This window comes from Grimontia celer, from assembly GCF_900055185.1.
Lineage (GTDB): Bacteria > Pseudomonadota > Gammaproteobacteria > Enterobacterales > Vibrionaceae > Enterovibrio > Enterovibrio celer.
This window is the reverse complement of the sequence record NZ_FIZX01000005.1, coordinates 203,629-226,358: the sequence shown is the minus strand read 5'-3', so window position 1 is coordinate 226,358 and position 22,730 is coordinate 203,629. Positions and strand designations below refer to the sequence as shown.

The window sequence follows — 22,730 nt, the reverse complement described above, 5'->3', positions numbered from 1 at the left end:
TGTCCTGGGCAGTCTACGTGTGCGTAGTGGCGAGTTGGAGTATCGTACTCTACGTGTGAAGTAGAGATAGTGATACCACGCTCGCGCTCTTCTGGCGCGTTATCGATTGATGCGAAGTCACGCGCTGAACCGCCGTAAGTTTTAGACAGTACAGTACAGATTGCTGCAGTCAGAGTGGTTTTACCGTGGTCAACGTGGCCGATAGTACCAACGTTAACGTGCGGTTTCGTACGTTCAAATTTTTCTTTAGACACGATCGTGTTCCTTCCTAGTTGTGAGCCGCACTCACCGTCGTGAGTGCGATCAGAAGTTTTTATTAATGCGGGCCAATAATGCCAGCATTAAAACCACCTATCAATCAAGAACGCTCTGCGATGATTGAATCAGCGATATTCTTAGGAATATCAGCGTAATCACTGAATTCCATAGAGTAAGATGCGCGGCCCTGAGTCGCTGAACGCAAGTCAGTTGCGTAACCAAACATCTCAGCCAGTGGCACCTGCGCGCGAATGATCTTCAAACCGGCAGGACCTTCATCCATACCGCCAATCAGACCACGACGACGGTTCAGGTCGCCCACTACGTCACCCATCCAGTCTTCTGGAGTGGTAACTTCCACTTTCATCATTGGCTCAAGAATGACAGGTTGCGCTTCAAGTGCACCTTTCTTGAACGCCATAGATGCAGCGATCTTAAACGCCATTTCGTTGGAGTCAACATCATGGTATGAACCATCGAAAAGCGTTGCTTTGATATCAAGCACTGGGTAGCCGGCGAGTACACCACTACTCATCTGCTCTTCAACACCTTTAGCAACAGCACCGATGTATTCTTTAGGTACCACACCACCAACGATTTCATCGACGAAGACAAAACCTTCGCCTTTCTCAGATGGTTCCAGTTTCAGCCAAACATGACCGTACTGACCACGACCACCAGACTGCTTGACGAATTTACCTTCGACTTCAGCCGAACCACGGATGGTTTCGCGGTATGCCACCTGTGGCTTACCTACATTACATTCTACGCTGAACTCACGACGCATACGGTCAACGATGATGTCCAGGTGAAGCTCACCCATACCTGAGATCAGGGTCTGGCCTGACTCGTCATCGGTTTCAACGCGGAATGATGGATCTTCTGCCGCCAGTTTGCCCAGCGCGATACCCATTTTTTCCTGATCTGCTTTAGAGCGTGGCTCTACAGCGATCTGAATAACTGGTTCAGGGAATTCCATGCGCTCAAGAACAACTTTTGATTCTTGCGCACACAGGGTGTCTCCTGTAGTGACGTCTTTCAGACCGATGGCCGCTGCAATGTCACCCGCGCGAATTTCTTTGATTTCTTCACGCTTGTTTGAGTGCATCTGAACGATACGGCCGAAACGCTCACGCTTTTGCTTCACTGAGTTGTACACAGTGTCGCCAGTGTTAACCACACCTGAGTAAACACGCAGGAAGGTCAGAGTACCTACGAATGGGTCTGTAGCAATCTTAAATGCCAGAGCTGCGAACGGTTCGTTGTCGTCAGAGTGACGTTCGATCTCGTTGCCATCTTCGTCTTCACCTTTGATCGCTTTTACGTCAACAGGAGAAGGAAGGAACTCAATAACAGCATCAAGAACCGCCTGAACGCCTTTGTTCTTAAATGCAGAACCACAAGTCGCCAGTACGATTTCATTATTCAGTGTACGTTCACGCAGAGCTTGCTTGATTTCAGCTTCGGTCAATTCACCTTCTTCAAGGTACTTGTCCATCAACTCTTCGTTTGCTTCTGCAGCGGCTTCTACCAGATTTTGGTGCCACTCATCAGCCAGCTCTTGCAGGTCTGACGGGATGTCTTCGTATGTGAAGCTCATGCCCTGGTCAGCTTCGCTCCAGTTAATCGCCTTCATTTTGATAAGGTCGATAACACCGCGGAAGTCTTCTTCAGCACCGATATTCAGATGAATTGGCACTGGAGTTGCGCCCAGTCGAACTTTAATCTGCTCAACCACACGCAAAAAATCTGCGCCTGCACGGTCCATCTTATTGACGAAAACCATACGAGGAACTTCATATTTGTCAGCCTGACGCCAAACGGTCTCTGACTGAGGTTCAACACCGGAAGAACCACAGAATACAACTACTGCACCATCCAATACGCGCAAGGAACGCTCTACCTCGATGGTAAAGTCAACGTGTCCTGGGGTATCAATGATGTTGATGCGATGCTCAGGGAATTGTGCATCCATACCGCGCCAGAAAGTTGTAGTCGCAGCGGAGGTGATGGTGATACCACGCTCTTGCTCCTGTTCCATCCAGTCCATGGTTGCCGCACCATCGTGCACTTCACCAATTTTATGAGAAAGACCAGTGTAAAACAGGATACGCTCTGTTGTTGTAGTTTTACCTGCGTCTACGTGCGCACAAATACCGATGTTACGGTAGCGCTCAATAGGGGTCTTACGAGCCACAGTAGTATCCTCTTACTAAGGGTATCCTTAGAATGTGGTTTAGGCGCGACCGGAGTCGCGCCCAAAAAGGTATTACCAGCGGTAATGAGCGAATGCTTTGTTCGCTTCTGCCATACGGTGAACGTCTTCACGTTTCTTAACAGCAGTACCTTTGTTCTCAGATGCATCCAGCATTTCGTTAGCCAGACGCTGAGCCATAGATTTTTCACCACGCTTACGCGCAGCTTCAACCAACCAACGCATTGCCAGAGCGTTACGACGTACAGGACGTACTTCTACTGGCACTTGGTAAGTTGAACCACCAACACGGCGAGATTTAACCTCTACCGCAGGGCGTACGTTTTCAAGAGCGGCTTCGAACACAGACAGGTGCTCTTTACCAGAACGCTCTGCCATGATGTCCAGTGCACCATAAACGATTTTTTCAGCAGTCGACTTTTTACCGTCAACCATTACGATGTTTACAAATTTTGCCAGCAGCTCTGATCCGAACTTAGGATCCGGCAGGATTTTACGCTGACCAATTACGCGACGACGTGGCATGGAAATTCTCCGTTGTCTTCTTCAGGTTTTATCCAAAACTTTTCAGTTTTTTCAAAATTACAAATTAATTAGTGTTTGGCCTTACTTAACGGATTCCATTAAGACTTAGGACGCTTCACACCGTACTTAGAACGACCTTGTTTACGGTCGTTAACGCCTGCACAGTCAAGTGCACCACGAACGGTGTGATAACGCACACCTGGAAGGTCTTTAACACGACCACCGCGGATCAGAACAACTGAGTGCTCTTGCAGGTTGTGACCTTCACCACCGATGTATGAAGTAACTTCAAAACCGTTGGTCAGGCGAACACGACATACTTTACGCAGTGCCGAGTTAGGTTTTTTAGGAGTAGTGGTGTAAACACGAGTACATACACCACGTTTTTGCGGACACGCTTCCAGCGCAGGCACGTTGCTTTTTGCAACTTGCTTGATGCGTGGCTTGCGTACCAGCTGGTTAATAGTTGCCATTAAATAGCTCCTGATATTACTTACGTATAAGTGTGAAAAATCTATGCCCCACAAAAGTAGGGACGCGAAATTTTAGGCGTCGTCAAATTGGGTGTCAAGATTTATACAACGATCTTTGCATTGATCGTTTTATAACCGCTACATTCCCAAGCCTTTACGCTAGTAGATAGACGGCTAAATCACCATTTCATTTGCGTGACATGCCGGGCCGTGAGTTCAACAAACCCTTCCATATCAATAAGTTCAAATTGTGATACGATTTTCTGCTCGATGCCACGGGCGATAGCGTCTTCCTGAAGCACATAAATTCTTCGTCCTGATGAAATAAGCTGCCCTTCCCATTGCCCACCGAGGATCCCGGCAACAACTGCATCTTCCAACAAAAGGATCTCACTGTGTTTCTCGGAATATCGCAGACAATTCGCCAGAGCTGACGAAGCGTAAGGGGAAGCGTTAACGGTATGAAGCATTGTCATTCCTTAAAACTGGAGCACTTTGGTGCATTGGCCCAGTGAAGCTGCAATGTCCGTTGGTGAGATTTTTTCTACCCCAATAACAAGGGGATGGTCACTCAGACCACGCTCAGCCAATGAGTCAGCACACACGTAGATTTCTTCCACATCGCACAGTGACAACATTTTAAAGGTAGAAATATAGTCGCGACTCAGCACCTCATCCGGTTTTTGGTCCGCCAGCAGTTGCATCACACCATCACCGACGAAAAACAGAATGAGATCTTCACTGTAATTGGAGGTTGCCAGCACTGCATCAAGTCCTTCCCGGCCAGACGCGTTACCATGAGGCGCAGAAGAGAAAACAAAACCTATCTTATTCATGGATGCACCTAAAACTGAATAACGCGATCGGCAGTCAGCAGAGCTTCCGAAAGCGCGCCAAGACCTGCCTGAGAAAAGCCATCAGCCATGTTGGAAGATGTGAGGGCGTGCTGTTTGGCCTCTTCTTCGCTCACCTGACCACGACGCAGCGCAGCAGCAACACAGGTTTCAAGCTCCACACCGCTCTCTTTTGACAGCGATTGCCAAGCAGCAACCAAATCAAACTCATCATTGGCTGGCACAGTCAGGGAGGAAGCATTGGACACACCGTCTTGATAGAAAAACACACGCGTTAACGTGTGTCCTTTTTCTATCACTGCTTTGGCAAAGCGGAACGCGGTGAGCGATGACTGGCGCCCGTACACTGGACCATTCACCACGAGCACATAACTCAGGCTCATTTTTCGCCGTCCTCACCTTTACGCTGGCGGATGTAAAGATAAACCGTGTGTTTGGAAATATTGAGGCGATCCGCCACACGGTTAATAGCATCTTTGATATCGAAAATACCTTTATCGAACAACTCCATCACAATCTGGCGGTTCTTGGTGTTATTCGACACTGACTTATCGGCATTGATTTCTTCAATGGTGCGTTCAACCGTTTGGTCTACCAGCTCATCAACATCACTGGCAAAGTTAACAGAAGACACTGCCTGACGCGCTTCTTCTGTCGGCATGAAAGCTTGCAGCACTTGAGAGAAAGGCGCATCCAGGTTGATGTTGATACACAAAAGACCAATCACGCGGTTATCCGCATTGCGGATGGCTACTGTGATGGACTTCATCAGGGTATTGCCTTTGGCACGTGTGAAATAAGCACGTGAGAAGTTTCGTTCAGACCCTTCAATATCACGCAGCATGCGAAGTGCCAAATCAGTAATTGGCGAACCCACCTGACGGCCAGTGTTCTCACCGTTGGCAATTTTGATAGCAGAGGTGTTCAAATCTTCCAGTGAGTGCAGCACGATTTCACAGTGCTGACCAATCAGGGCTGCAAGACCATCTACCACGGCTTCATAAGATTTCAGGATAACGCGATCGGTGTCAGTGAAAGGATTACTCTCGATAAAATCACTTTCGACGATCACGTCCGCACCAAAGCTGTCTGTCGATACCACAGGTTTATCTTCCTTTGTGATGGATTTCGTTTACCGCAGGCAAAGATAAACGAAAGCTGCAAACTTTAAAATCTAGCGATAAGTCTAACAGACTTAGATCAAGAAAATAAAAAAACCCCGACAAAAGCCGGGGTTCTCTTTGTAAGCAAACGTGCAGTGGAAGGATTAACCTTTCGCTTCGCCAGCCTCACCTTTGATTTCCAGAAGTTCAACTTCAAATACCAAGGTCGAGTTAGCTGGGATTGCTGGCGTATCCTGAGAACCGTATGCCAGCTCTGGCGGAATGACGAACTTGAATTTAGAGCCCACTGGCATCAACTGCACACCTTCAGTCCAACCTGGGATCACGCGGTTCAACGGGAAAGTCGCTGGTTGGTTACGGTCGTAAGAGCTGTCGAACTGCGTGCCGTCAGTCAGGGTACCTTTGTAGTGAACCACTACGGTATCTTCTGCGGCTGGCTTGTTGCCTTCGCCCATAGTTTCAACCAGGTACATCAGACCAGAATCCGTGGTGTTAACACCTTCGGTTTTCGCAAACTGTGCACGGAAGTCTTCGCCCGCTTTCACTGCTTCTGCTGCTTTTTCCTGAGCTTTTTCCTGAGCCAGTTGGGCGACACGCTGATCCAGCGCTTGCAGTGCCAATTGCGCCTCTTCTTCGGTCAGCTTGGATTTATCAGCAAATGCATCCTGCACACCTTGCAGAACCAAATCGTTGCTCAGTGACAAGCCCAACTCTTCTTGTTGGTCCAGATTAGCTTTCAGGTACTGCGCCAGGGACGCACCAATCGCGTATGCCGCTTTGTCATCTTCAGTGGCGAACGTGACAGCTTCAGCAGCAACTGGCGCTTCAACTTTTGCGGTTTCGTCTTTCGCTTCTTCCTGACAACCCACAGCTAGTGCAACAGTGGCAGCCAGCAGCGACATTTTAAAAACTGATTTCATTAGTGACTCCGTTGGTATAAAACCCACATTTCTTTTATTCGCTTACGCGATAACGATGCGAAAGCCCGAAACGATCAATATACTCGACGTTATAGGGGTCCAAGATAAGGAACACAAGGGCAATGCGACAATTCGTCCGCACAATTTGCTTATTTCTGACACTGTTAGCACTTTCCGGTTGCTTTCACTCTACACATGAAGCCCAGCGCTGGACGCTGGATCCGGATGGTGTCACCAGTTTCAGCCTTAGCCGAGACGGCCGGTTCGCGCTTATCGCTTCCACGTCCCACGGCATTGATTTGTGGGATTTGGTAGAGAATAAAAAACTGGCCGAATTCGGCGATCAGGACCCGGATAAAAACACCGTGATCGCCAGTCAGATCTCTGACAGCAACCGCTACGCCATTACCGCCACATCGCAAAACTTTGCGGTATGGGATTTGGCATGGGGACAAGCCGAAGGTCTGTGGTCGATTTCCGACGGCATCATCCGCGATGTCGATATCAGTAATAATGGCGAAAAAGTGCTGCTTGCCCTTTCTAATGGCAAAGCCCTGTTCGTGGACTTAGGCACAGGAAGACGCTTAGAGTTCCTTGCCCACCAAGATAAAGTGAACAGTGTGTCACTCGCGCCCAACGGAAAATTCGCCATGTCAGGCGGTAATGATCACAACGCTTTTTTCTGGAGCACGGAAACCGGACAAATCCTCAATGAGTTTCCTCATGAACACCGTATTACCCGCGTAGAGTTACACCGCACCGGTAAGTTCGCCTTTTCTGCAGATGGTGATGACACCGCCATTATCTGGGATTTATCGACGGGCGAGCCAAAAACCGAGCTCAATATGTTCCACCGCCATCCGAATTTTTCAACCGCCCGTTTTTCAGATGATGGCTCCAAACTGGTGACTGGAACACCGGGACGACGGGTAGAGTTTTGGGATGTAGAAAGCGGGGACAATCTCGGCCGCTGGTTGGCGGAAGAGCAACAAAATACGCGTCCACCCAGTGCAGTCGTGTATGATGTCGCCATCGATCCAACTGGTCGCGTGATTTCCGGCACTTCCGCCGGTATCGCTCAGGCGTGGATAGCAGAGTAATTTGAGATACCAAAATGACCGAGACAGAACTGCGTCTGCAGAAACAAATTGACGATCTGGAGATCAAACAGGCTTTTCAGGAACACACGATTGAAGAGCTGAATGATGCGATCACCCAGCAGCAAAAAACCATCGACAAGATGGCAACGCAAATCACCTTTTTGGTAACCAAGCTGAAAGCGATGGAGCCGGCAAACATTGCCAGCATGTCGGAAGAAACACCGCCACCGCATTATTGAAAGCAGGTCCTAGGCCCTAGGTTCCTAGGGCCTGAAGTTCTTCATCCGCAAAAATAGCCACCAACGCTTCACCTTTCTCGTTCACCGTCGCGCGGTACATGCCCGGACAGTTCAACTCGAAATTCACCCGTCCGTCAGCATCAATGGCAATCACACCGCCTTCTCCGCCAAGGCTCAGGAAATCACCGTGAATCACATCGCGGCAAGCTTGATCTATAGATGCGTTGCCATATTGCATGCGCCCTGCAATATCGCCTGCAACCGTGCAGCGCATGAGAAGTTCGCCCATACCGGTTGCTGATACCGCCACGTTGCCATTGCGGGCATAGTTGCCTCCACCAATGATCGGTGTGTCACCGACTCTGCCCCAGCGCTTGTTGGTGAGTCCACCCGTGCTGGTTGCAGCAGCCAGATTGCCTTCTTTGTCGAGCGCTACCGCTCCGACTGTGCCATGTTTCTTTTCATCTGGATAGCGCGCTTCCGATAGTGCAACTCCGCCGGTTTTTTTCATCGTTTTCAGCTCGTTGTAGCGACGATCTGTGAAAAAGTAATCCTGCTCGACGTACTCGTAGCCGCACTCTTTGAAGGCAAAGGACTCCGCGCCCTCACCCGCCAACATCGCATGGGGGCTTTTTTGCATCACATCACGGGCAAGTTGTATCGGGTTTTTGATATGACGAATTAGGGTTACCGCGCCGGCTTCAAGGTTTCTGCCATCCATAACAGAAGCGTCCATCTCAACAGTTTCGTCGTGGGTTAGCACCGAGCCTTTGCCTGCATTGAAAAGCTCGCTGTCTTCCATCACAGTCACAGCAGCGACTGCCGCATCAACCGAAGATCCACCCTGTTCGAGCACGGCATGTCCTGCCATCACTGACTGCGCCAGTGCTTTACGATAAGAAGCTTCCAGCTCTGGTGTCATCAGACTGCGTTCAATGGTGCCAGCACCACCGTGTATGGCGATAGAAAAGGGGCGGGTCATGATGATTCCTTTCGAAATGAGAGTGGATGTCCGATGAGATTAATATGAAACTGCATAATAAAAAAGCGCCAACCGACTGATCGATTAGCGCTTTCTTTTCAGACCCAGCTACCAGCGATAGCTGCAAGCCTAAGGCTTAGTGAGAGCCGCAGCCACCACCGCCACAACATTCGTGGTCGTCGCCTTTGTCTTCGCCGCCACAGCAACCGCCTTCGTCGTCATGGTCGTGACCACCGCAGCAGCCGCCAGACTGGTGGATGTGACCGTGTGCGATTTCTTCTTCCGTAGCCGCACGCAGTTCAACCACTTCCACATTGAACGTCAGGGTTTGACCAGCCAGCATGTGGTTACCGTCAACCACGACTTCGTCGCCGTCAACATCAGTCACTTCAACTGGGATTGGACCTTGGTCAGTATCCGCCAGGAAGCGCATACCAACAACGATTTCATCAACGCCCTGGAACACGTCAGCAGGTACGCGCTGAACCATTGCATCCAGGTATTCGCCGTACGCTTCTTCCGGCGCAACAGTCACTTCGAAAGATTCGCCAGTTTCGCGACCTTCCAGTGCATTTTCAAGACCTACGATCAGGTTGTTGTGACCTTGCAGGTACTGCAGTGGCATTTCTTTGGTTGATTCGTCAACCACGATGCCGTCTTCGTTTTTCACTTGGTAAGCAATGCTTACTACCACGTCTTTAGTGATTTTCATCTTAACTCCGGAAGCGGTTCAAGGGTGTCGACACAGCGACACCTGCTCATTTCGGCGCCGATAATACAGAAATAAACTGACTTCGACTATGGGATTCGTTATTGCGGTTTAAATATCCCTATAACCTGAGCATCCTGCTGCTGCGCAACAGGCTGTTTCTCTTCCGCAGACATCGGTGAGCGCCTGTCGGTATGACCGCACTGCACGCACTCCACCACTTCCACGTGGTGTTCTTGCCACCAGCGCATCGTGTCCGTTGCGCTGCATGATGGACAGGTCGCGCCAGCGATAAATCGTTTCTTGGCCATGTACTTCCTTGCCTTCGTTCTTATTGTTAGCTATCTCGGTTCCAGCTCTGGTGCCGCTCAGTATCCCCCTTCATTTCGAGGTCGAACAGCTCTTCCAGTTCAAGTCGGGCTTCTTTGGTTCGCGAGGCAGCCGTCACGTCTTCACTATGGTGGGGCTGCATTTCATGTAGACGCATTTCATCGAGTTTTCTGAAAAATGCTTCTGCACGTTTGGCTTTATACGGATGCATCCCAAGAGCGATCAGGGTTTGCTTACCAAGATCCAATGCACTTAAAAATGTTTCACGGGAAAACCCATCCACATTGTGGCCGAGTAACTGGTTCGCCTCAACACGGCTTCGAGCCCGTGCGAGCACCTTCAGGTTCGGGAAATGCTGCTGGCAAAGGTGAACAATTTCCATCACTTCTTCCGGCGAATCCGCACAAACAATGATGGCCTCTGCCGTTGCCGCACCCGCGGCCCTCAACAAATCAAGCTGGGTCGCATCCCCATAATAAACCTTGTAGCCAAACTTTCTGAGCAAGGCGATTTGCGATGGGTCGCGTTCCAGTATGGTAAGTTTAATCTTGTTGGCAAACAGCAATCTACCTACTACCTGACCAAACCGGCCAAAGCCGGTGATGATGACGCGCGCACCATCATGGTCAAACTGCTGAGCTTCTGGCGTCGAAGCTTCGGCATTAATGGTGCGGGCAAACCATTTGGATTGCAGCATCAGTAATATTGGCGTCGTCATCATAGACAGACTCACCACCACCAGCAGGAACGCATTGAGCTCTGGCGTCAGCAGGTTTTCACTTCGCGCGGCAGTAAACAATACGAAGGCAAATTCCCCACCCTGACTAAGCAGTAAAGCTACGTGACTGCGGGATTTCTCGCTACCACCAAAGGCGTGGGCTAATCCATATATGATGGCGGCTTTTACGCCAATCAGGCCAGCTACCGCAGATAGAATTTCCAGCGGATATTGAAGCAGTAAACCAAGATCAACCGCCATGCCTACAGCGATGAAAAAGAGGCCCAGCAACAAACCTTTAAAGGGCTCGATGGCGATTTCCAGCTCGTGACGGTATTCACTCTCAGCCAACAGCACACCTGCCAAGAAGGTGCCTAGCGCCATAGAGAGGCCGAGTGATTGCATACCAATCGCGATACCAATCACCAGCATCAGAGCAGTCACGGTGAACATTTCTTTGACGCGGCTTAGCACCACCCAGCGTAGCAAAGGACGCAACAGGTAATGACCACCGACCAAGAGCACCAAAATCGCTCCCAACATGATACCTACATCCAGCCAGCTGCCACCCGCACCGCCTGCCATCGCAGGAAGCACCGCAAGCATGGGGATCACTGCGATATCTTGAAACAAGAGCACTGCAAAACCGGATTGTCCTGCTTCGCTGCGCATCAAGCGTTGTTCTTCGATAATCCGCATGGCGATGGCCGTGGATGAAAGCGCCAGCCCCATCCCGACAACCAAGGCATCAACACGACCGACATCCCAGTAATAGGCGATAAGAGCAATCACCACGGTACTGATAAAGACCTGAGAGCCGCCAAAACCTAAAATCGGCCTTCGCATCTGCAGCAACTTCTTTGGATTCAATTCCAGACCAATCAGGAACAGCAGAAGCACCACGCCAAGCTCGGCAAAGTGCAGAATCGCTTCTACATCTGTAATCAGGCCAAGCCCCCAAGGGCCAATCACCACGCCACCAATTAGATACCCCAGCACAGAGCCAATACCAAGGCGCTGGGCAAGAGGAACTGCCACTACGGCAGCGGCGAGGAAGATCAATGCATCGAGAAGGTAGTTATGTCCCATTACACCACCTCCGACACAGGATGGCAGAGCCAATCGGCGTAGAGTTCGGCGTGGGCTTCCCTGTCTTCATCACTTACGCGGCGTGCCCAGTGAAGCACTAGTGGATCAACCCAACGCATCTGGCAAAGGAGCGCAGTCAGCTCAAATGGCTGCAACAGCTCTTCCATACTGTATTTGTTGTAACCGGTTTGGCTGAAGGCTTCCGCAGCACCGCCAGTGGTAATGACAAAGCGGCAAATCTTGCCAGCCAGTGCATTACCGCCACCATGGGCAAAGCCTTTACCAAGCACCACATCAATCCACTCTTTTAGGAGCGAGGGACAGGAATACATTTGGAGTGGGTGTTGGAACACAATCACATCGTGTTCTAGAAGAAGCTCACGCTCATGGTGAACATCAATAATAAAGTCAGGATAGGCCGCATAGAGATCGTGTACTTTGACATGGTCAAATTGACGGGCAGCCTCAATCATCCGTTTGTTGGCGACAGACTCGTGCGGGTCCGGGTGAGCAAAGACCACCAGCACTTTCGATTTAAATAACGACGTTGTCGGGGTTCCCATTTGGCAGCAAAATCCTTTTAAGCTTTCCAACGCCCAATTTGTGGTAGAGCGAAGAGGTAACATAATATTTTTTATAATCTTTTTATCATGACACAAAACGGCCAACTCTGCGGCTTTCGCGTCATCCTTCAACCATACGGTAAATCGTCCCGCATTTCACCGCTCTGCCGTGGTCCATTTTTGCGCCTCTCTTAAGTAAATCGCCGTCGTGTGATATAACAGCGCCAGTTTTTCGACCCCACATTCCTGCGGCCGGAGCCGCCAAGAGTCATGATCACTATTTCTGATATTCAGCTACTTCGTGGTGGCAAACCGCTGCTTAACAATGCGTCTGCCACTATCCACCCAGGTGACAAAGTCGGTCTGGTCGGTAAAAACGGCTGCGGTAAATCCACCCTGTTTGCTTTACTGAAAGGCGAACTGTCCCTTGATGCGGGCAGTTGTAACTTCCCAAGCGGCTGGCAAATGGCGTGGGTGGCACAGGAAACCCCGGCGCTGGAACGCGAAGCGATTGAATATGTAATTGATGGTGATCGTGAATACCGCGCACTGGAACAAGCGCTTCGTGCCGCTGAGGAATCGGACGATGGGCACAAGGTCGCCACCCTTCATGACAAAATTGATGCCGTCGGCGGCTACAGCATTCGCGCCCGCGCGGCAGAGCTACTGGATGGTCTTGGCTTTCGTCAGGATCAGATGAGCTGGAACCTAACCCAATTCTCCGGTGGGTGGCGTATGCGTCTGAACCTCGCACAGGCACTGCTTTGTCGTTCAGACTTATTGCTGCTCGACGAACCAACCAACCACTTGGATTTGGATGCCGTGATGTGGCTGGAAAAGTGGCTGCAGAACTACCGTGGAACCCTGGTGCTTATTTCCCATGACCGTGATTTCCTCGATCCAGTGGTTAACCGTATTATCCATATCGAAAATGACCTGCTGAATGAATACACGGGGAACTATTCGGCCTTCGAAACCATGCGCGCAGAAAAGCTGATCCTGCAACAGGCAATGTACCAGAAGCAGCAAAAGCAAATGGCGCATATGCAGTCGTACATTGACCGCTTCCGCTATAAGGCCAGTAAAGCCCGTCAGGCGCAGAGCCGTATTAAAGCACTTGAGCGCATGGAGAAAATGCTCCCAGCGCAATTTGATAACCCATTCAGTTTCGAATTCCGTGAGCCGTCTGCCCTGCCGAATCCTATCCTGATGATGGAAGAAGTTTGCGCAGGCTATGGCGACACCATGATTCTGGAAAAAATCTTCCTGAATCTGGTTCCGGGCAGCCGAATTGGTCTGCTTGGCCGTAACGGCGCGGGTAAATCAACGCTCATCAAACTGCTTTCGGGCACAGTACCGGCGCAGGCTGGTGAGCTGCGTTATTCTCAGGGTGTGAAGATTGGTTACTTTGCCCAGCATCAGTTGGAAACGCTGCGTGATGATGAAACAGCCATTCAGCACATGATGCGTCTGGCACCGGAAGCGACAGAGCAACAACTTCGCGATTACCTCGGCAGCTTTGGCTTCCATGGCGATAAAGCACTGGATGTGATTGCACCTTTCTCTGGCGGTGAAAAAGCACGTCTGGTGCTGGCATTAATTGTCTGGCAAAAACCGAACCTGTTGCTGCTCGATGAGCCCACAAACCACCTCGATCTCGACATGCGCGCTGCACTGACCATGGCACTGCAATCGTTTGAAGGCGCGATGGTTATCGTGAGCCACGACAGATACCTGCTCCGTGCAACGACTGACGATCTGTATCTGGTGCATGACCGCAAAGTTGAACCGTTCAATGGCGATCTGAATGATTACCACCAATGGTTAAACGAATTGCAGCGCTCTGAGCGTCGTCAGGAACAGGCAGAAAACGCCAAACCAGCAGGTGCAAATACTCAAGCAGCCCGTAAAGAGCAAAAGCGTCTGGAAGCAGAATTTCGGAAGCAGACCGCGCCTATCCGCAAGAAAATTGACACGCTGGATACAAAACTCGAAAAGTATTCTGCAACAATTGCGGAAGTAGAATCTCAACTGGCGGAACCTTCAATTTATGAAGCGTCCAACAAAGAGAAACTTACCGAATTGCTACGCCAGCAGGCAGACGCGAAATCATCGCTCGAAGAGGTCGAACTGGAATGGATGGATCTTCAGGAACAACTGGAGCAAATGGAAGCGGAGTTCCAAGGCCGCTAAAACAGCAAGCCACAGCCGATGGGCTGTGGCAGTTTTGTCTGCATCACTATGGGCAACAAGAGGTGAAACACGCCTGCCTGAAGCTTCAGGATCAGTTCAAAGGCAATGTGAACCTCGCTCTGCTGTTAGCCTGGCTGGAAGATACCGGGTTTTCCCTTTCAGCATCATCACTCGCTCAACTTCGCCAATCATTGGTTCAGTCAGAAACCCTGCTGACCCGTTATCGCTTGATGCGGCGCGATCTCAAACCGCAGCTCTCACGCGGGGCTTACCAGAAGATGCTTAACTATGAGCTGACATTGGAAAAGTTCCAGCAGCAGGAATTGCTCACCTGTGTTAACCAGCAAACCTGGCAGGAAAACGCCTCTTCATCTTTAGAGATGTACTGCTCTCAGTTAGATGCAGACGCACATTACCTTTATCCGGCACTCATGAGAGGCTTGAACGTCATCAATCCGCGCTAGACCCAGATAAAGATCAGACAAGACGCGGTCAGGGTGCCCATCACGCGGTTAAACACCTTCCAGCTTTTCTCTGAAGACAGCACTTTCCCCACCCAGACGCCAAAGCCCGCCCAAATAGATGTGAGAGACAAGCCAACGATGAGAAAGGTAATGACAATCACCATGGAAGATAACCAATAGTCTCCCCCCGCTAAGGTAAAGGTACCCACCGCACTCACCGCCATTGCCCACGCCTTGGGGTTGACGTACTGGAATAATGCCCCTTCCATCAGGGTCATTGGCCGGCGGTCGCTGGAAGCATCTTCAGAAGGTGCGCCCGCCCTCGCAATACGCCAGGCAAGGTAGAGCAGGTAAGCACTGGCGAGCAGCTTCATCCCTTCCTGTACCCAAGGGTAGAGCTGAAATACTGCGCCAAGTCCGGCGGCAACCACACCAATCAATGATGCCACCCCCAAAGAAATGCCAATAAGGTGTGGCACTGTGCGTCGAAATCCGAAGTTTGCCCCTGATGCTGTCAGCATCATGTTGTTTGGTCCTGGCGTGCCAGTCATGGTCGCGGCAAAAAGCGCCAGCGTCGCCAAAAAAGATACTTCCATCATGAATTGTCTCCCTGCTCACATTGTATCGATACAATTCAGTCTAAAATTTGAAATTGACCTACTTGTTGTTCAAAATTCACGCTAACAGGGATCAAAAATCAGATCAAAAGGTTTATTGTCACCATGACAATCATGAATATTGCATTGGAGAAGTCCGGCGCTCCCATGTATCGGCAAATAGCCGATGCCATTGCGGATAAAGTGGTTAGCAAAGAACTGGCACCCGGCACCAAGTTACCTACCCACCGTGCGCTGGCAGATGCTTTGTCAGTCACCGTAGGAACAGTAACCCGCGCGTATGCAGAAGCGGAGCGACGAGGCATTGTCGAAGCCAAAGTCGGTGCAGGCACCTACATTTGCGAGAACAACCGCCCACTGTGGTCTTTTTCCGATCCTGATCGACAAGATGTGCTGAGCTTTGGCTACAACGTGCCGCCAACGATTAACCGTGCCGATCTCTTCGCGGAGGCACTGGAGCAACTTGCAGCCCACCCGCAGGAACTCAACAGTCTGATGCTGTATCAGCCGCCTTCCGGCATTGTGCGTCACCGTGAAATTCTGGCCGACTGGTTGAATGGGCACCAGGTGAACGCCGATCCGTCGCGCTTGCTGTTCTGCTCCGGCGCGCAAAATGCTATGCAGCTTTGCCTGATGACCCTCTGCCGAGCCGGGGATACTATCCTTACCGACAAGTTCACCTATCCCGGTTTACTCAGTCTTGCCAGACAGTTGCAACTCACGGTGAAGCCCGTAGAGATGGATGATGAAGGCATGTTGCCAGAATCCCTGAGCGCGGCTTGCCAGCAGTATCAAGCAAGGTTGGTGTACCTTACGCCGACATTGCAAAACCCGACGACGGCAACCATGAGTGAAGCACGCCGACATGCACTCATCGAGGTGTGTGAACAACAGCAACTGATGATCGTGGAAGATGACATCAATGGCCTTTTGCCGACAGAACGTCCGTCGCCAATGGTCAATCTGGCGCCTGACAATGTGATATATATCGGTGGGCTGGCGAAGACACTGGCACCCGGTCTTCGTCTGGGTTTCCTGCATCTGCCGGAACGCTTTTATCCCCACTTCGTCAACGCACTGCAAAACCACAGCTGGATGATCAGTCCGTTATTGACTGCCATGGCATCCATTCTGTTGGAGAACGGCGCTGCAAACCAAATTCTTGAAACCATTCGTACTGAAATGGAAACGCGTTGGGAAATTGCCACCCGATACCTTGGTACTGATTCACTGCGTTATCATCCCAATGCGTTTCATGGATGGCTGATGTTACCCGAGGGCTGGGCACTTAGCGAATTTCTGGCAGCCAGCAAAACAGAAGGTCTGGAACTGAAATCTTCCGAGCTATTTGTTCCAGCTGGGTATTCTGCGCCGCCTAAAGTAAGGATTGCTGTGAGTGCACCGCCAAGCCGTGAAGTGCTTGAGCAAGGGTGTGACAAACTCTCCAAGCTGTTAGCTAACCCACCACTGACCGAATTTGCGTTGTAAGAGATAGAAATGGAACAAATAGCAAACACACCTTTCGTGCCGATGAAAGGCGGTAAGAATCCACATGTTCAAACCCTGCTTCCGCGCTTTTTGCGCAGAAAAGCGGTCTTTGAACCGGTCTGGCAACGCCTTGAAACACCGGATGGGGATTTTCTGGATATCAGTTGGACACAAGACCCGGCAACTGTCGGTGGCAAGCCTATCGTGGTACTGTTTCACGGTCTTGCTGGGTGTTTTTACAGCCCTTATGCCAACGGTTTGCTCAACGCCTTCAAACAGCAAGGTTGGGTCGGCGTGTTAATGCACTTTCGCGGTTGCAGCGGCTCGCTGAACAAAATGCCGCGCAGCTATCACTCAGGTGAAACGGGGGATGCCCGCTTTTTCCTAGAGCACCTCAAACAGCGATTTCCTGCAAACGCCAAAGTCGCTACCGGCGTTTCCCTCGGTGGCAACATGTTGGTGCGCTATCTGGCAGAGTTTAAAGAGGATCCCATCATTCAAGCCGGGTGCGTCATCAGTCCACCTTTGGATCTGGCAGCATGTTCCAGCCGCATTCGACAGGGCTTTTCCCGCGTCTATCAAGCGTATCTGCTCCGCTCAATGAACCGCACCCTCGGTAACAAGCTTGCCCGTCACCCGCAAATCGGACACTGGAAAAGTGGGGAGAAAGTAGCGATATCGAATCTCTATCAGTTCGACCAAACCGTCACTGCGCCACTACATGGGTTCAGCGATGCTGAGGATTATTATCGCCAATGCAGTGGCTTAGGTGTGTTGCAGGAAATTGCGACTCCGCTCAAAGTGATCCATGCTAAAGATGATCCCTTTATGACGGAGGCGGTGATACCCAAAGCGCCGCTACCGGACAATATTGACTATCACCTGACCGAACATGGCGGTCACGTCGGATTTGTCTCCGGCACCTTGAAAGCACCAGACTTCTGGCTGGAAAAAGAGGTGCCACGCTGGTTAGCCCTGCACATCGACGCCGGATAAAGGCGCAATAACGCCAAGAAAGCAGGGCGAGAGAGGTGGACGATGGCAATATCTCGCACTGCTTTTATGCTGCTTTGGTGGCTCTCTTTCGCTGCGCAGGCAGAACACACAGACCCTTTGCGCTTTGGACCCTTAATTGTCCAAAGCCAAGCACCACTGCAAACCACCGGGTTAACCCCTATCCTTCAGGACCCATTTCAGTTAAAAGTGGGACAAACGGATCTCTTTGCCTCAGCGACCATCGGCAGCGTTTGGGCTAACACCCCGGAATACCAGTTCGACTACTATCACAACCAATTTATGGCCGGTTTTGTCCATGCGCTGGATGAGGAAAACCGGGTCGGGGTTTGGCTGCAATACCGCTATGCTGCCAACAACCGATTGGATGGCCTGACGGAAAAATTCCACAGTATTTTTGGTATTGATCAAAATGGCCGAACAGAGGTCGATGAAGACAGGTTCTATATTTATATCCCCGATACCATGGATGAGCCGATCGAAGATTTCGTTGGCGATCCAATCGTCAGTGCCATAAACCTTTATGGCGAGCAAATCCTGTATCAATCGATGCACCATGCAGTCAGCGCTGGCGTCACCCTTTTCTTCAACCGCGTGAGCCATGGGGTGTTCGCTAATACCTCTTTCGAGCAATCAGCCCAAATCAACTATGGCTACCAAAGGGAAAAACACAGACTGACCGCCATGATTTCCCTCATTCGCCGCCCTGACAAACAGCAGCATTTTATCGACATCAAACCCTGGGGCGTCAACGCTGGGGTCAGTTATCAGTATCAGTGGTTTGAGCACCACGAACTGATCGCTGAATACCTGATATCACAGGGGAAGGGGGATAATGCAGGGCTGGGTGAACTCAATGCCCTGGTGCACGAGTTTGCGCTGGGTTATCGCTACCTTTTTGACAACAGTGCGATAGAATTGGTAGCTCTAGAGAATATGTTCAATCACGATAACAGCACGGATATCGTGTTTAACGCCACCTTCCGGCACCGTTTTTTGTAGTAGGTAAAGCCACCATGATTGTTCCCTGGCAAGAGATTCCCGAAGAAACCCTGAGAAATCTGATTGAGCACTTTGTGCTGCGTGAAGGGACAGATTATGGTGAGCAGGAAGCAAGCTTCGAGGAAAAGGTGGAACAGGTCTACAACCTGCTAAAAAACAAAGAAGCGGTTGTGGTGTTTTCGGAATTGCATGAAACGGTTGATATCAAACCTGTGCGATCACTTGCCTAATGCCCATCGCTTGACCAAGTCACCGAGACCCTGTTAACTGTTGCCATCTTTCTAAATTGACAGGGTTTGTCATGTCTGCAAAGCACCCCATTATTGCAGTTACCGGTTCGTCCGGCGCAGGGACGACCACCACCTCAGACGCATTCCGCAAGATTTTCAATATGATGAAAATTAGCGCCGCCTGGGTGGAAGGTGACAGTTTTCACCGATATACCCGTCCTGAAATGGACGTGGAAATCCGTAAAGCTAAAGAACAGGGCCGTCATATCAGTTACTTCGGCCCGACTGCCAACGACTTCCCAAGGCTCGAATCTTTCTTCAAAGAATACGGCGAGGAAGGCACGGGGCAGTTTCGCCGTTATCTCCATACCTTTGATGAAGCGGTACCTTACAACCAAATGCCGGGAACCTTCACGGCATGGCAGGATCTCCCAGAGCACACAGATCTCATGTTCTATGAAGGGCTGCACGGCGGTGTGGTAGAAGGCGAGATTAACGTCGCCCAGCACGTCGACCTGCTGATTGGCATGGTGCCAATCGTAAACCTGGAGTGGATCCAGAAGTTTGTCCGCGACACCCGCGACCGTGGTCACTCCCGCGAAGCGGTGATGGATTCCATTGTTCGTTCGATGGATGACTACCTGAACTACATCACACCGCAGTTCAGCCGAACCCATATCAATTTCCAGCGTGTCCCAACGGTAGATACTTCAAATCCACTCAACGCAAAAGGCATCCCAAGCCTGGATGAAAGTTTTGTGGTGATCCGTTTTCGCGGCATCAAGAAAGTCGATTTCCCTTACTTGCTTTCAATGATCCAAGGTTCTTTTATGTCCCGCCATAACACTCTGGTTGTGCCGGGCGGCAAGATGAGTTTCGCCATGGAACTGATTATCCGACCTCTTATTCAACAGCTCATTGAAACCGGCAAAATCAGCTAACACTGCCCTCTTCCCTTAATTTGAAAACGTAATCTGTTATCGAAAAATACGATGGCAGATTACGTTTTTATTCATTAGACCGAATAACGAACCTGTCCTTAACTTAAGTGTATTGGTTGCTTTTTAACCAATAGAAGCAAGACAATGTCATAAAAGAGGACAGAGCCATGTCACTGAAAGGAACCAAAACCGAGCAAAACCTCAAAGACGCCTTTGCCGGTGAAAGTCAGGCAAACCGTCGTTATCTCTATTTCGCATCAAAAGCAGACATTGAAGGCTACAACGATGTCGCCGCCGTTTTCCGCTCAACGGCCGAGGGGGAAACTGGCCACGCACACGGCCATCTGGAGTATCTGGAGGAAGTGGGCGACCCTGCCACGGGTTTACCCATGGGTAACACCGTAGAAAACCTCAAAGCGTCGATTGCCGGTGAAACCCACGAATACACCGATATGTATCCGGGTATGGCCGCCACGGCGCGCGACGAAGGTTTCGATGAGATCGCGGACTGGTTTGAAACGCTCGCCAAAGCAGAGCGAAGCCACGCAAACCGATTCCAGAAAGCACTCGACAACCTCGACAGCTAGTCGAAAAAAGGGCGGTCAGTCCGCCCTTTCAGAACGCAATAAGCGCCAATGACGATAACGCACAGTGACTGCCGGAAACCGGCACAACCAGTAGCAGGGACACGTCATGAAAGAAAAACGCGAAGGAGGCATCGAAGCCCCCACTCGCCACGCAATTGAGTGGCAATCTCCAGATTTTTACGATCGCGAAAAGCTGGAAGCGGAAATGGAGCGTGTCTTCGACGTTTGCCACGGCTGCCGCCGCTGTGTAAGCCTCTGCGATTCGTTCCCTACCCTTTTTGACCTCATCGATGAATCCGAAACCTTCGAAGTCGATGGCGTGGACAAGAAGGATTATCAGAAAGTCGCAGACCAATGCTATCTCTGTGACATGTGCTACATGACCAAATGCCCTTACGTACCGCCGCACGAGTGGGAAATCGACTTCCCGCACCTGATGCTACGCGCTAAAGCGGTTAAATTTCGTGAACAAGGGGCATCAGTGCGGGACAAGCTGCTTTCCAGCACAGATTTGGTGGGTAGTATGGCAACGATTCCCATTGTGGATGTCACCGTAAATACGATGAACAAAAACAGTGCATTTAGAAGCGTGTTGGAGAAAGCTGGCGTGCACAAAGATGCCATAGTGCCGACATACGACAGTAACACCATGCGAAAACGAGTTGCCCCAATGGCAAAAGACATCACGCCAGAACCTGTTGGCGAAACCACAGGGAAGGTGGCTATGTTCACCACCTGTTACGGCAACTATAACAGTCCGGAACTCGGCGAAGATTTCTACAAGGTCTTTCAGAAGAACCATATCCATATCGAAGTGGTCGGCAAAGAGCGTTGCTGTGGCATGCCCAAGATGGAACTGGGCGATTTGGAAAGCGTTCAGCGCGCCAAAGAAGAAAATATTCCGCAGCTTCTGGCAATGGTTGAAAAAGGGTTCGACCTTATCGCACCGGTCCCTTCCTGCGTGCTGATGTTCAAACAGGAGCTTCCACTCTTGTTTCCAGATGACCCCGATGTCGCCAAAGTCCGCGATGCCTTCTATGACCCCTTCGAATACCTGATGCTTCGCCACAAAGCAGGCAAGCTCAACACCGAGTTCGATACGCCGCTTGGCGACATCAGCTACCACGTTGCTTGTCACCTGCGTGTACAAAACATCGGTTTGAAAACCGCAGAGCTGCTCCGTTTAGTGCCCGGCACTCATGTGGCACCGGAGCAACGCTGCTCGGGTCACGACGGTACTTACGCTGTGAAAGTGGAAACGCATGATAAGGCGGTGAAAATTGGTCGTCCCGTGGCAAAGAAAGTGAAGCAAGCCAACGCCGACTACTTTGCCAGTGACTGCCCGATGGCAGGTGCACACATTGCCAAACTGGCAGAGGTGGATAAGCCAATACACCCCATGACCTTATTGAGGAAGGCCTACGGCCTGTAACAGGGAGCGAAAAACATGGAAAAACTGACTGCAGATGACCTGATGACGCTGGAGGATTACGCCCGTGCCCGCACCCAGTTCCGTCACCAAATCATGGAGCACAAAAAACACCGCTTCGTGAAGCTTGGGGATCATGCAAGGCTGATTTTTGAAAACCGTCAGACCATCCAATACCAAATTCAGGAAATGCTGCGCATTGAGCGCATCTTTGAGCCAGAGGGCATTGCAGAGGAATTGGATGCTTACAATCCGCTGATCCCTGACGGCTGCAACCTGAAAGCCACCATGATGATTGAGTATGCTGATCCTGACATCAGGAAAGTAGAACTCGCCAAGCTCATTGGCGTGGAGAACAAAGTCTGGCTGAGAGTCGGCAACGACGCGAAGGTTTACCCTATCTGCGATGAGGATCTTGAGCGTGACAACGAGGAGAAAACCTCCAGCGTGCACTTTATGCGATTCGAGCTCACCCCATCCATGATCAGTGCCCTTAAACTTGGCGAAACATTAACTGCAGGCGCAGATCATTCTGCTCTCACTATAGGGGTCAATGTCGCTGATGACGTGCGAACCGCACTGTCCGAGGATCTAGATACACCGCCGATAAACTAAAGGAGGGGCTCTCCCCTCCTTCGTTCATTCATCATCAGGAACAATAGTCAG

The 22,730-nt window shown here is 50.7% G+C and carries 27 protein-coding genes; 12 read left to right on the top strand and 15 right to left on the bottom strand.

Translation table 11 applies throughout. The features are described from left to right. The 9 genes from GCE9029_RS22460 to fkpA form a co-directional block, all read right to left on the bottom strand. Positions 1–254, bottom strand: a 254-nt coding sequence (locus tag GCE9029_RS22460; RefSeq protein WP_231870185.1) for a GTP-binding protein, incomplete at its 3' end; no start/stop codon positions are given. Positions 255–358: 104 nt separating this feature from the next. Next, entirely contained in the window at positions 359–2,455 is a 2,097-nt protein-coding gene (fusA, locus tag GCE9029_RS22455; RefSeq protein WP_062667099.1) for an elongation factor G, read from the bottom strand. Positions 2,456–2,527: 72 nt separating this feature from the next. Then, a complete protein-coding gene (gene rpsG, locus GCE9029_RS22450) occupies positions 2,528–2,998 on the bottom strand; it encodes a 30S ribosomal protein S7 (RefSeq protein WP_062667097.1) in 471 nt (156 codons plus the stop codon). Between the two features lie 98 nt (positions 2,999–3,096). Further along, positions 3,097–3,471, bottom strand: coding sequence for a 30S ribosomal protein S12 (gene rpsL / locus GCE9029_RS22445; protein ID WP_002535163.1), 375 nt, complete (start codon positions 3,469–3,471; stop codon positions 3,097–3,099). Between the two features lie 179 nt (positions 3,472–3,650). After that, positions 3,651–3,941, bottom strand: coding sequence for a sulfurtransferase complex subunit TusB (tusB, locus tag GCE9029_RS22440; protein WP_062667094.1), 291 nt, complete (start codon positions 3,939–3,941; stop codon positions 3,651–3,653). A 9-nt stretch (positions 3,942–3,950) separates the two neighbouring features. Beyond that, positions 3,951–4,307 carry a sulfurtransferase complex subunit TusC gene (gene tusC / locus GCE9029_RS22435; protein ID WP_062667093.1) on the bottom strand — a complete coding sequence of 119 codons (357 nt, stop codon included), beginning with the start codon at positions 4,305–4,307 and terminating at the stop codon, positions 3,951–3,953. 8 nt (positions 4,308–4,315) lie between these two features. Continuing rightward, the gene (gene tusD, locus GCE9029_RS22430; RefSeq protein ID WP_062667091.1) at positions 4,316–4,708 is read right to left on the bottom strand and encodes a sulfurtransferase complex subunit TusD; all 393 of its coding nucleotides are present in this window, start codon (positions 4,706–4,708) and stop codon (positions 4,316–4,318) included. Further along, entirely contained in the window at positions 4,705–5,427 is a 723-nt protein-coding gene (locus GCE9029_RS22425) for a helix-turn-helix transcriptional regulator (RefSeq protein ID WP_002535169.1), read from the bottom strand. The genes tusD and GCE9029_RS22425 overlap by 4 nt, the downstream gene beginning before the upstream one ends. A 165-nt stretch (positions 5,428–5,592) precedes the next feature. Continuing rightward, a complete protein-coding gene (gene fkpA / locus GCE9029_RS22420) occupies positions 5,593–6,369 on the bottom strand; it encodes an FKBP-type peptidyl-prolyl cis-trans isomerase (protein WP_062667089.1) in 777 nt (258 codons plus the stop codon). A 122-nt stretch (positions 6,370–6,491) separates the two neighbouring features. On the opposite strand from fkpA, the gene GCE9029_RS22415 reads away from it, so the two are divergent. Together GCE9029_RS22415 and GCE9029_RS22410 are read left to right on the top strand one after the other, a co-directional pair. Further along, positions 6,492–7,469, top strand: coding sequence for a WD40 repeat domain-containing protein (locus GCE9029_RS22415; RefSeq protein WP_062667087.1), 978 nt, complete (start codon positions 6,492–6,494; stop codon positions 7,467–7,469). Positions 7,470–7,483: 14 nt separating this feature from the next. Further along, entirely contained in the window at positions 7,484–7,708 is a 225-nt protein-coding gene (locus GCE9029_RS22410; protein WP_002535174.1) for a SlyX family protein, read from the top strand. A 16-nt stretch (positions 7,709–7,724) separates the two neighbouring features. Here GCE9029_RS22410 and GCE9029_RS22405 read toward each other — a convergent pair whose 3' ends face one another. The 5 genes from GCE9029_RS22405 to kefG form a co-directional block, all read right to left on the bottom strand. Further along, positions 7,725–8,690 (bottom strand): isoaspartyl peptidase/L-asparaginase family protein, encoded by a 966-nt coding sequence (locus GCE9029_RS22405; protein WP_062667085.1) that lies wholly within the window; start codon positions 8,688–8,690, stop codon positions 7,725–7,727. Between the two features lie 136 nt (positions 8,691–8,826). After that, complete coding sequence (gene slyD / locus GCE9029_RS22400) at positions 8,827–9,402, bottom strand: peptidylprolyl isomerase (protein WP_062667083.1); 576 nt, start codon at positions 9,400–9,402, stop codon at positions 8,827–8,829. A gap of 98 nt (positions 9,403–9,500) precedes the next feature. After that, a complete protein-coding gene (locus GCE9029_RS22395) occupies positions 9,501–9,710 on the bottom strand; it encodes a YheV family putative zinc ribbon protein (RefSeq protein WP_002535178.1) in 210 nt (69 codons plus the stop codon). 26 nt (positions 9,711–9,736) lie between these two features. Continuing rightward, positions 9,737–11,536 (bottom strand): glutathione-regulated potassium-efflux system protein KefB, encoded by a 1,800-nt coding sequence (gene kefB, locus GCE9029_RS22390; protein WP_062667081.1) that lies wholly within the window; start codon positions 11,534–11,536, stop codon positions 9,737–9,739. Beyond that, the gene (gene kefG / locus GCE9029_RS22385) at positions 11,536–12,099 is read right to left on the bottom strand and encodes a glutathione-regulated potassium-efflux system ancillary protein KefG (RefSeq protein ID WP_002535180.1); all 564 of its coding nucleotides are present in this window, start codon (positions 12,097–12,099) and stop codon (positions 11,536–11,538) included. Before kefG ends, kefB begins: the two co-directional genes overlap by 1 nt. 270 nt (positions 12,100–12,369) lie before the next feature. On the opposite strand from kefG, the gene GCE9029_RS22380 reads away from it, so the two are divergent. After that, the gene (locus tag GCE9029_RS22380; RefSeq protein ID WP_062667079.1) at positions 12,370–14,292 is read left to right on the top strand and encodes an ABC transporter ATP-binding protein; all 1,923 of its coding nucleotides are present in this window, start codon (positions 12,370–12,372) and stop codon (positions 14,290–14,292) included. Then, entirely contained in the window at positions 14,235–14,756 is a 522-nt protein-coding gene (locus tag GCE9029_RS22375) for a TIGR02444 family protein (RefSeq protein WP_082804419.1), read from the top strand. The genes GCE9029_RS22380 and GCE9029_RS22375 overlap by 58 nt, the downstream gene beginning before the upstream one ends. Here the strand turns inward: GCE9029_RS22375 and GCE9029_RS22370 are convergent. Beyond that, entirely contained in the window at positions 14,753–15,355 is a 603-nt protein-coding gene (locus tag GCE9029_RS22370; protein WP_062667074.1) for a LysE family translocator, read from the bottom strand. The genes GCE9029_RS22375 and GCE9029_RS22370 overlap by 4 nt on opposite strands. Positions 15,356–15,478: 123 nt before the next feature. Between GCE9029_RS22370 and GCE9029_RS22365 the strand changes: the two genes are divergently transcribed. The 8 genes from GCE9029_RS22365 (at position 15,479) to GCE9029_RS22330 (ending at position 22,679) form a co-directional block, all read left to right on the top strand. After that, positions 15,479–16,861 carry an aminotransferase-like domain-containing protein gene (locus GCE9029_RS22365; protein ID WP_062667072.1) on the top strand — a complete coding sequence of 461 codons (1,383 nt, stop codon included), beginning with the start codon at positions 15,479–15,481 and terminating at the stop codon, positions 16,859–16,861. A 9-nt stretch (positions 16,862–16,870) separates the two neighbouring features. After that, on the top strand, positions 16,871–17,857 hold the full coding sequence (locus GCE9029_RS22360; protein ID WP_062667071.1) for a hydrolase: 987 nt from the start codon (positions 16,871–16,873) through the stop codon (positions 17,855–17,857). Between the two features lie 42 nt (positions 17,858–17,899). After that, positions 17,900–18,877, top strand: a complete 978-nt coding sequence (locus GCE9029_RS22355; protein WP_062667069.1) for a DUF3187 family protein — start codon at positions 17,900–17,902, stop codon at positions 18,875–18,877. A 14-nt stretch (positions 18,878–18,891) separates the two neighbouring features. Further along, a complete protein-coding gene (locus GCE9029_RS22350; protein ID WP_002535189.1) occupies positions 18,892–19,107 on the top strand; it encodes a YheU family protein in 216 nt (71 codons plus the stop codon). Positions 19,108–19,178: 71 nt separating this feature from the next. Beyond that, positions 19,179–20,048 carry a phosphoribulokinase gene (locus GCE9029_RS22345; protein WP_062667067.1) on the top strand — a complete coding sequence of 290 codons (870 nt, stop codon included), beginning with the start codon at positions 19,179–19,181 and terminating at the stop codon, positions 20,046–20,048. A gap of 167 nt (positions 20,049–20,215) precedes the next feature. Next, on the top strand, positions 20,216–20,635 hold the full coding sequence (locus GCE9029_RS22340) for a rubrerythrin family protein (protein WP_062667065.1): 420 nt from the start codon (positions 20,216–20,218) through the stop codon (positions 20,633–20,635). A gap of 106 nt (positions 20,636–20,741) precedes the next feature. Further along, a complete protein-coding gene (locus tag GCE9029_RS22335; protein WP_062667063.1) occupies positions 20,742–22,067 on the top strand; it encodes a heterodisulfide reductase-related iron-sulfur binding cluster in 1,326 nt (441 codons plus the stop codon). A gap of 15 nt (positions 22,068–22,082) precedes the next feature. Then, positions 22,083–22,679, top strand: a complete 597-nt coding sequence (locus tag GCE9029_RS22330) for a DUF3501 family protein (RefSeq protein WP_062667061.1) — start codon at positions 22,083–22,085, stop codon at positions 22,677–22,679. Positions 22,680–22,730 lie beyond the last annotated feature (51 nt).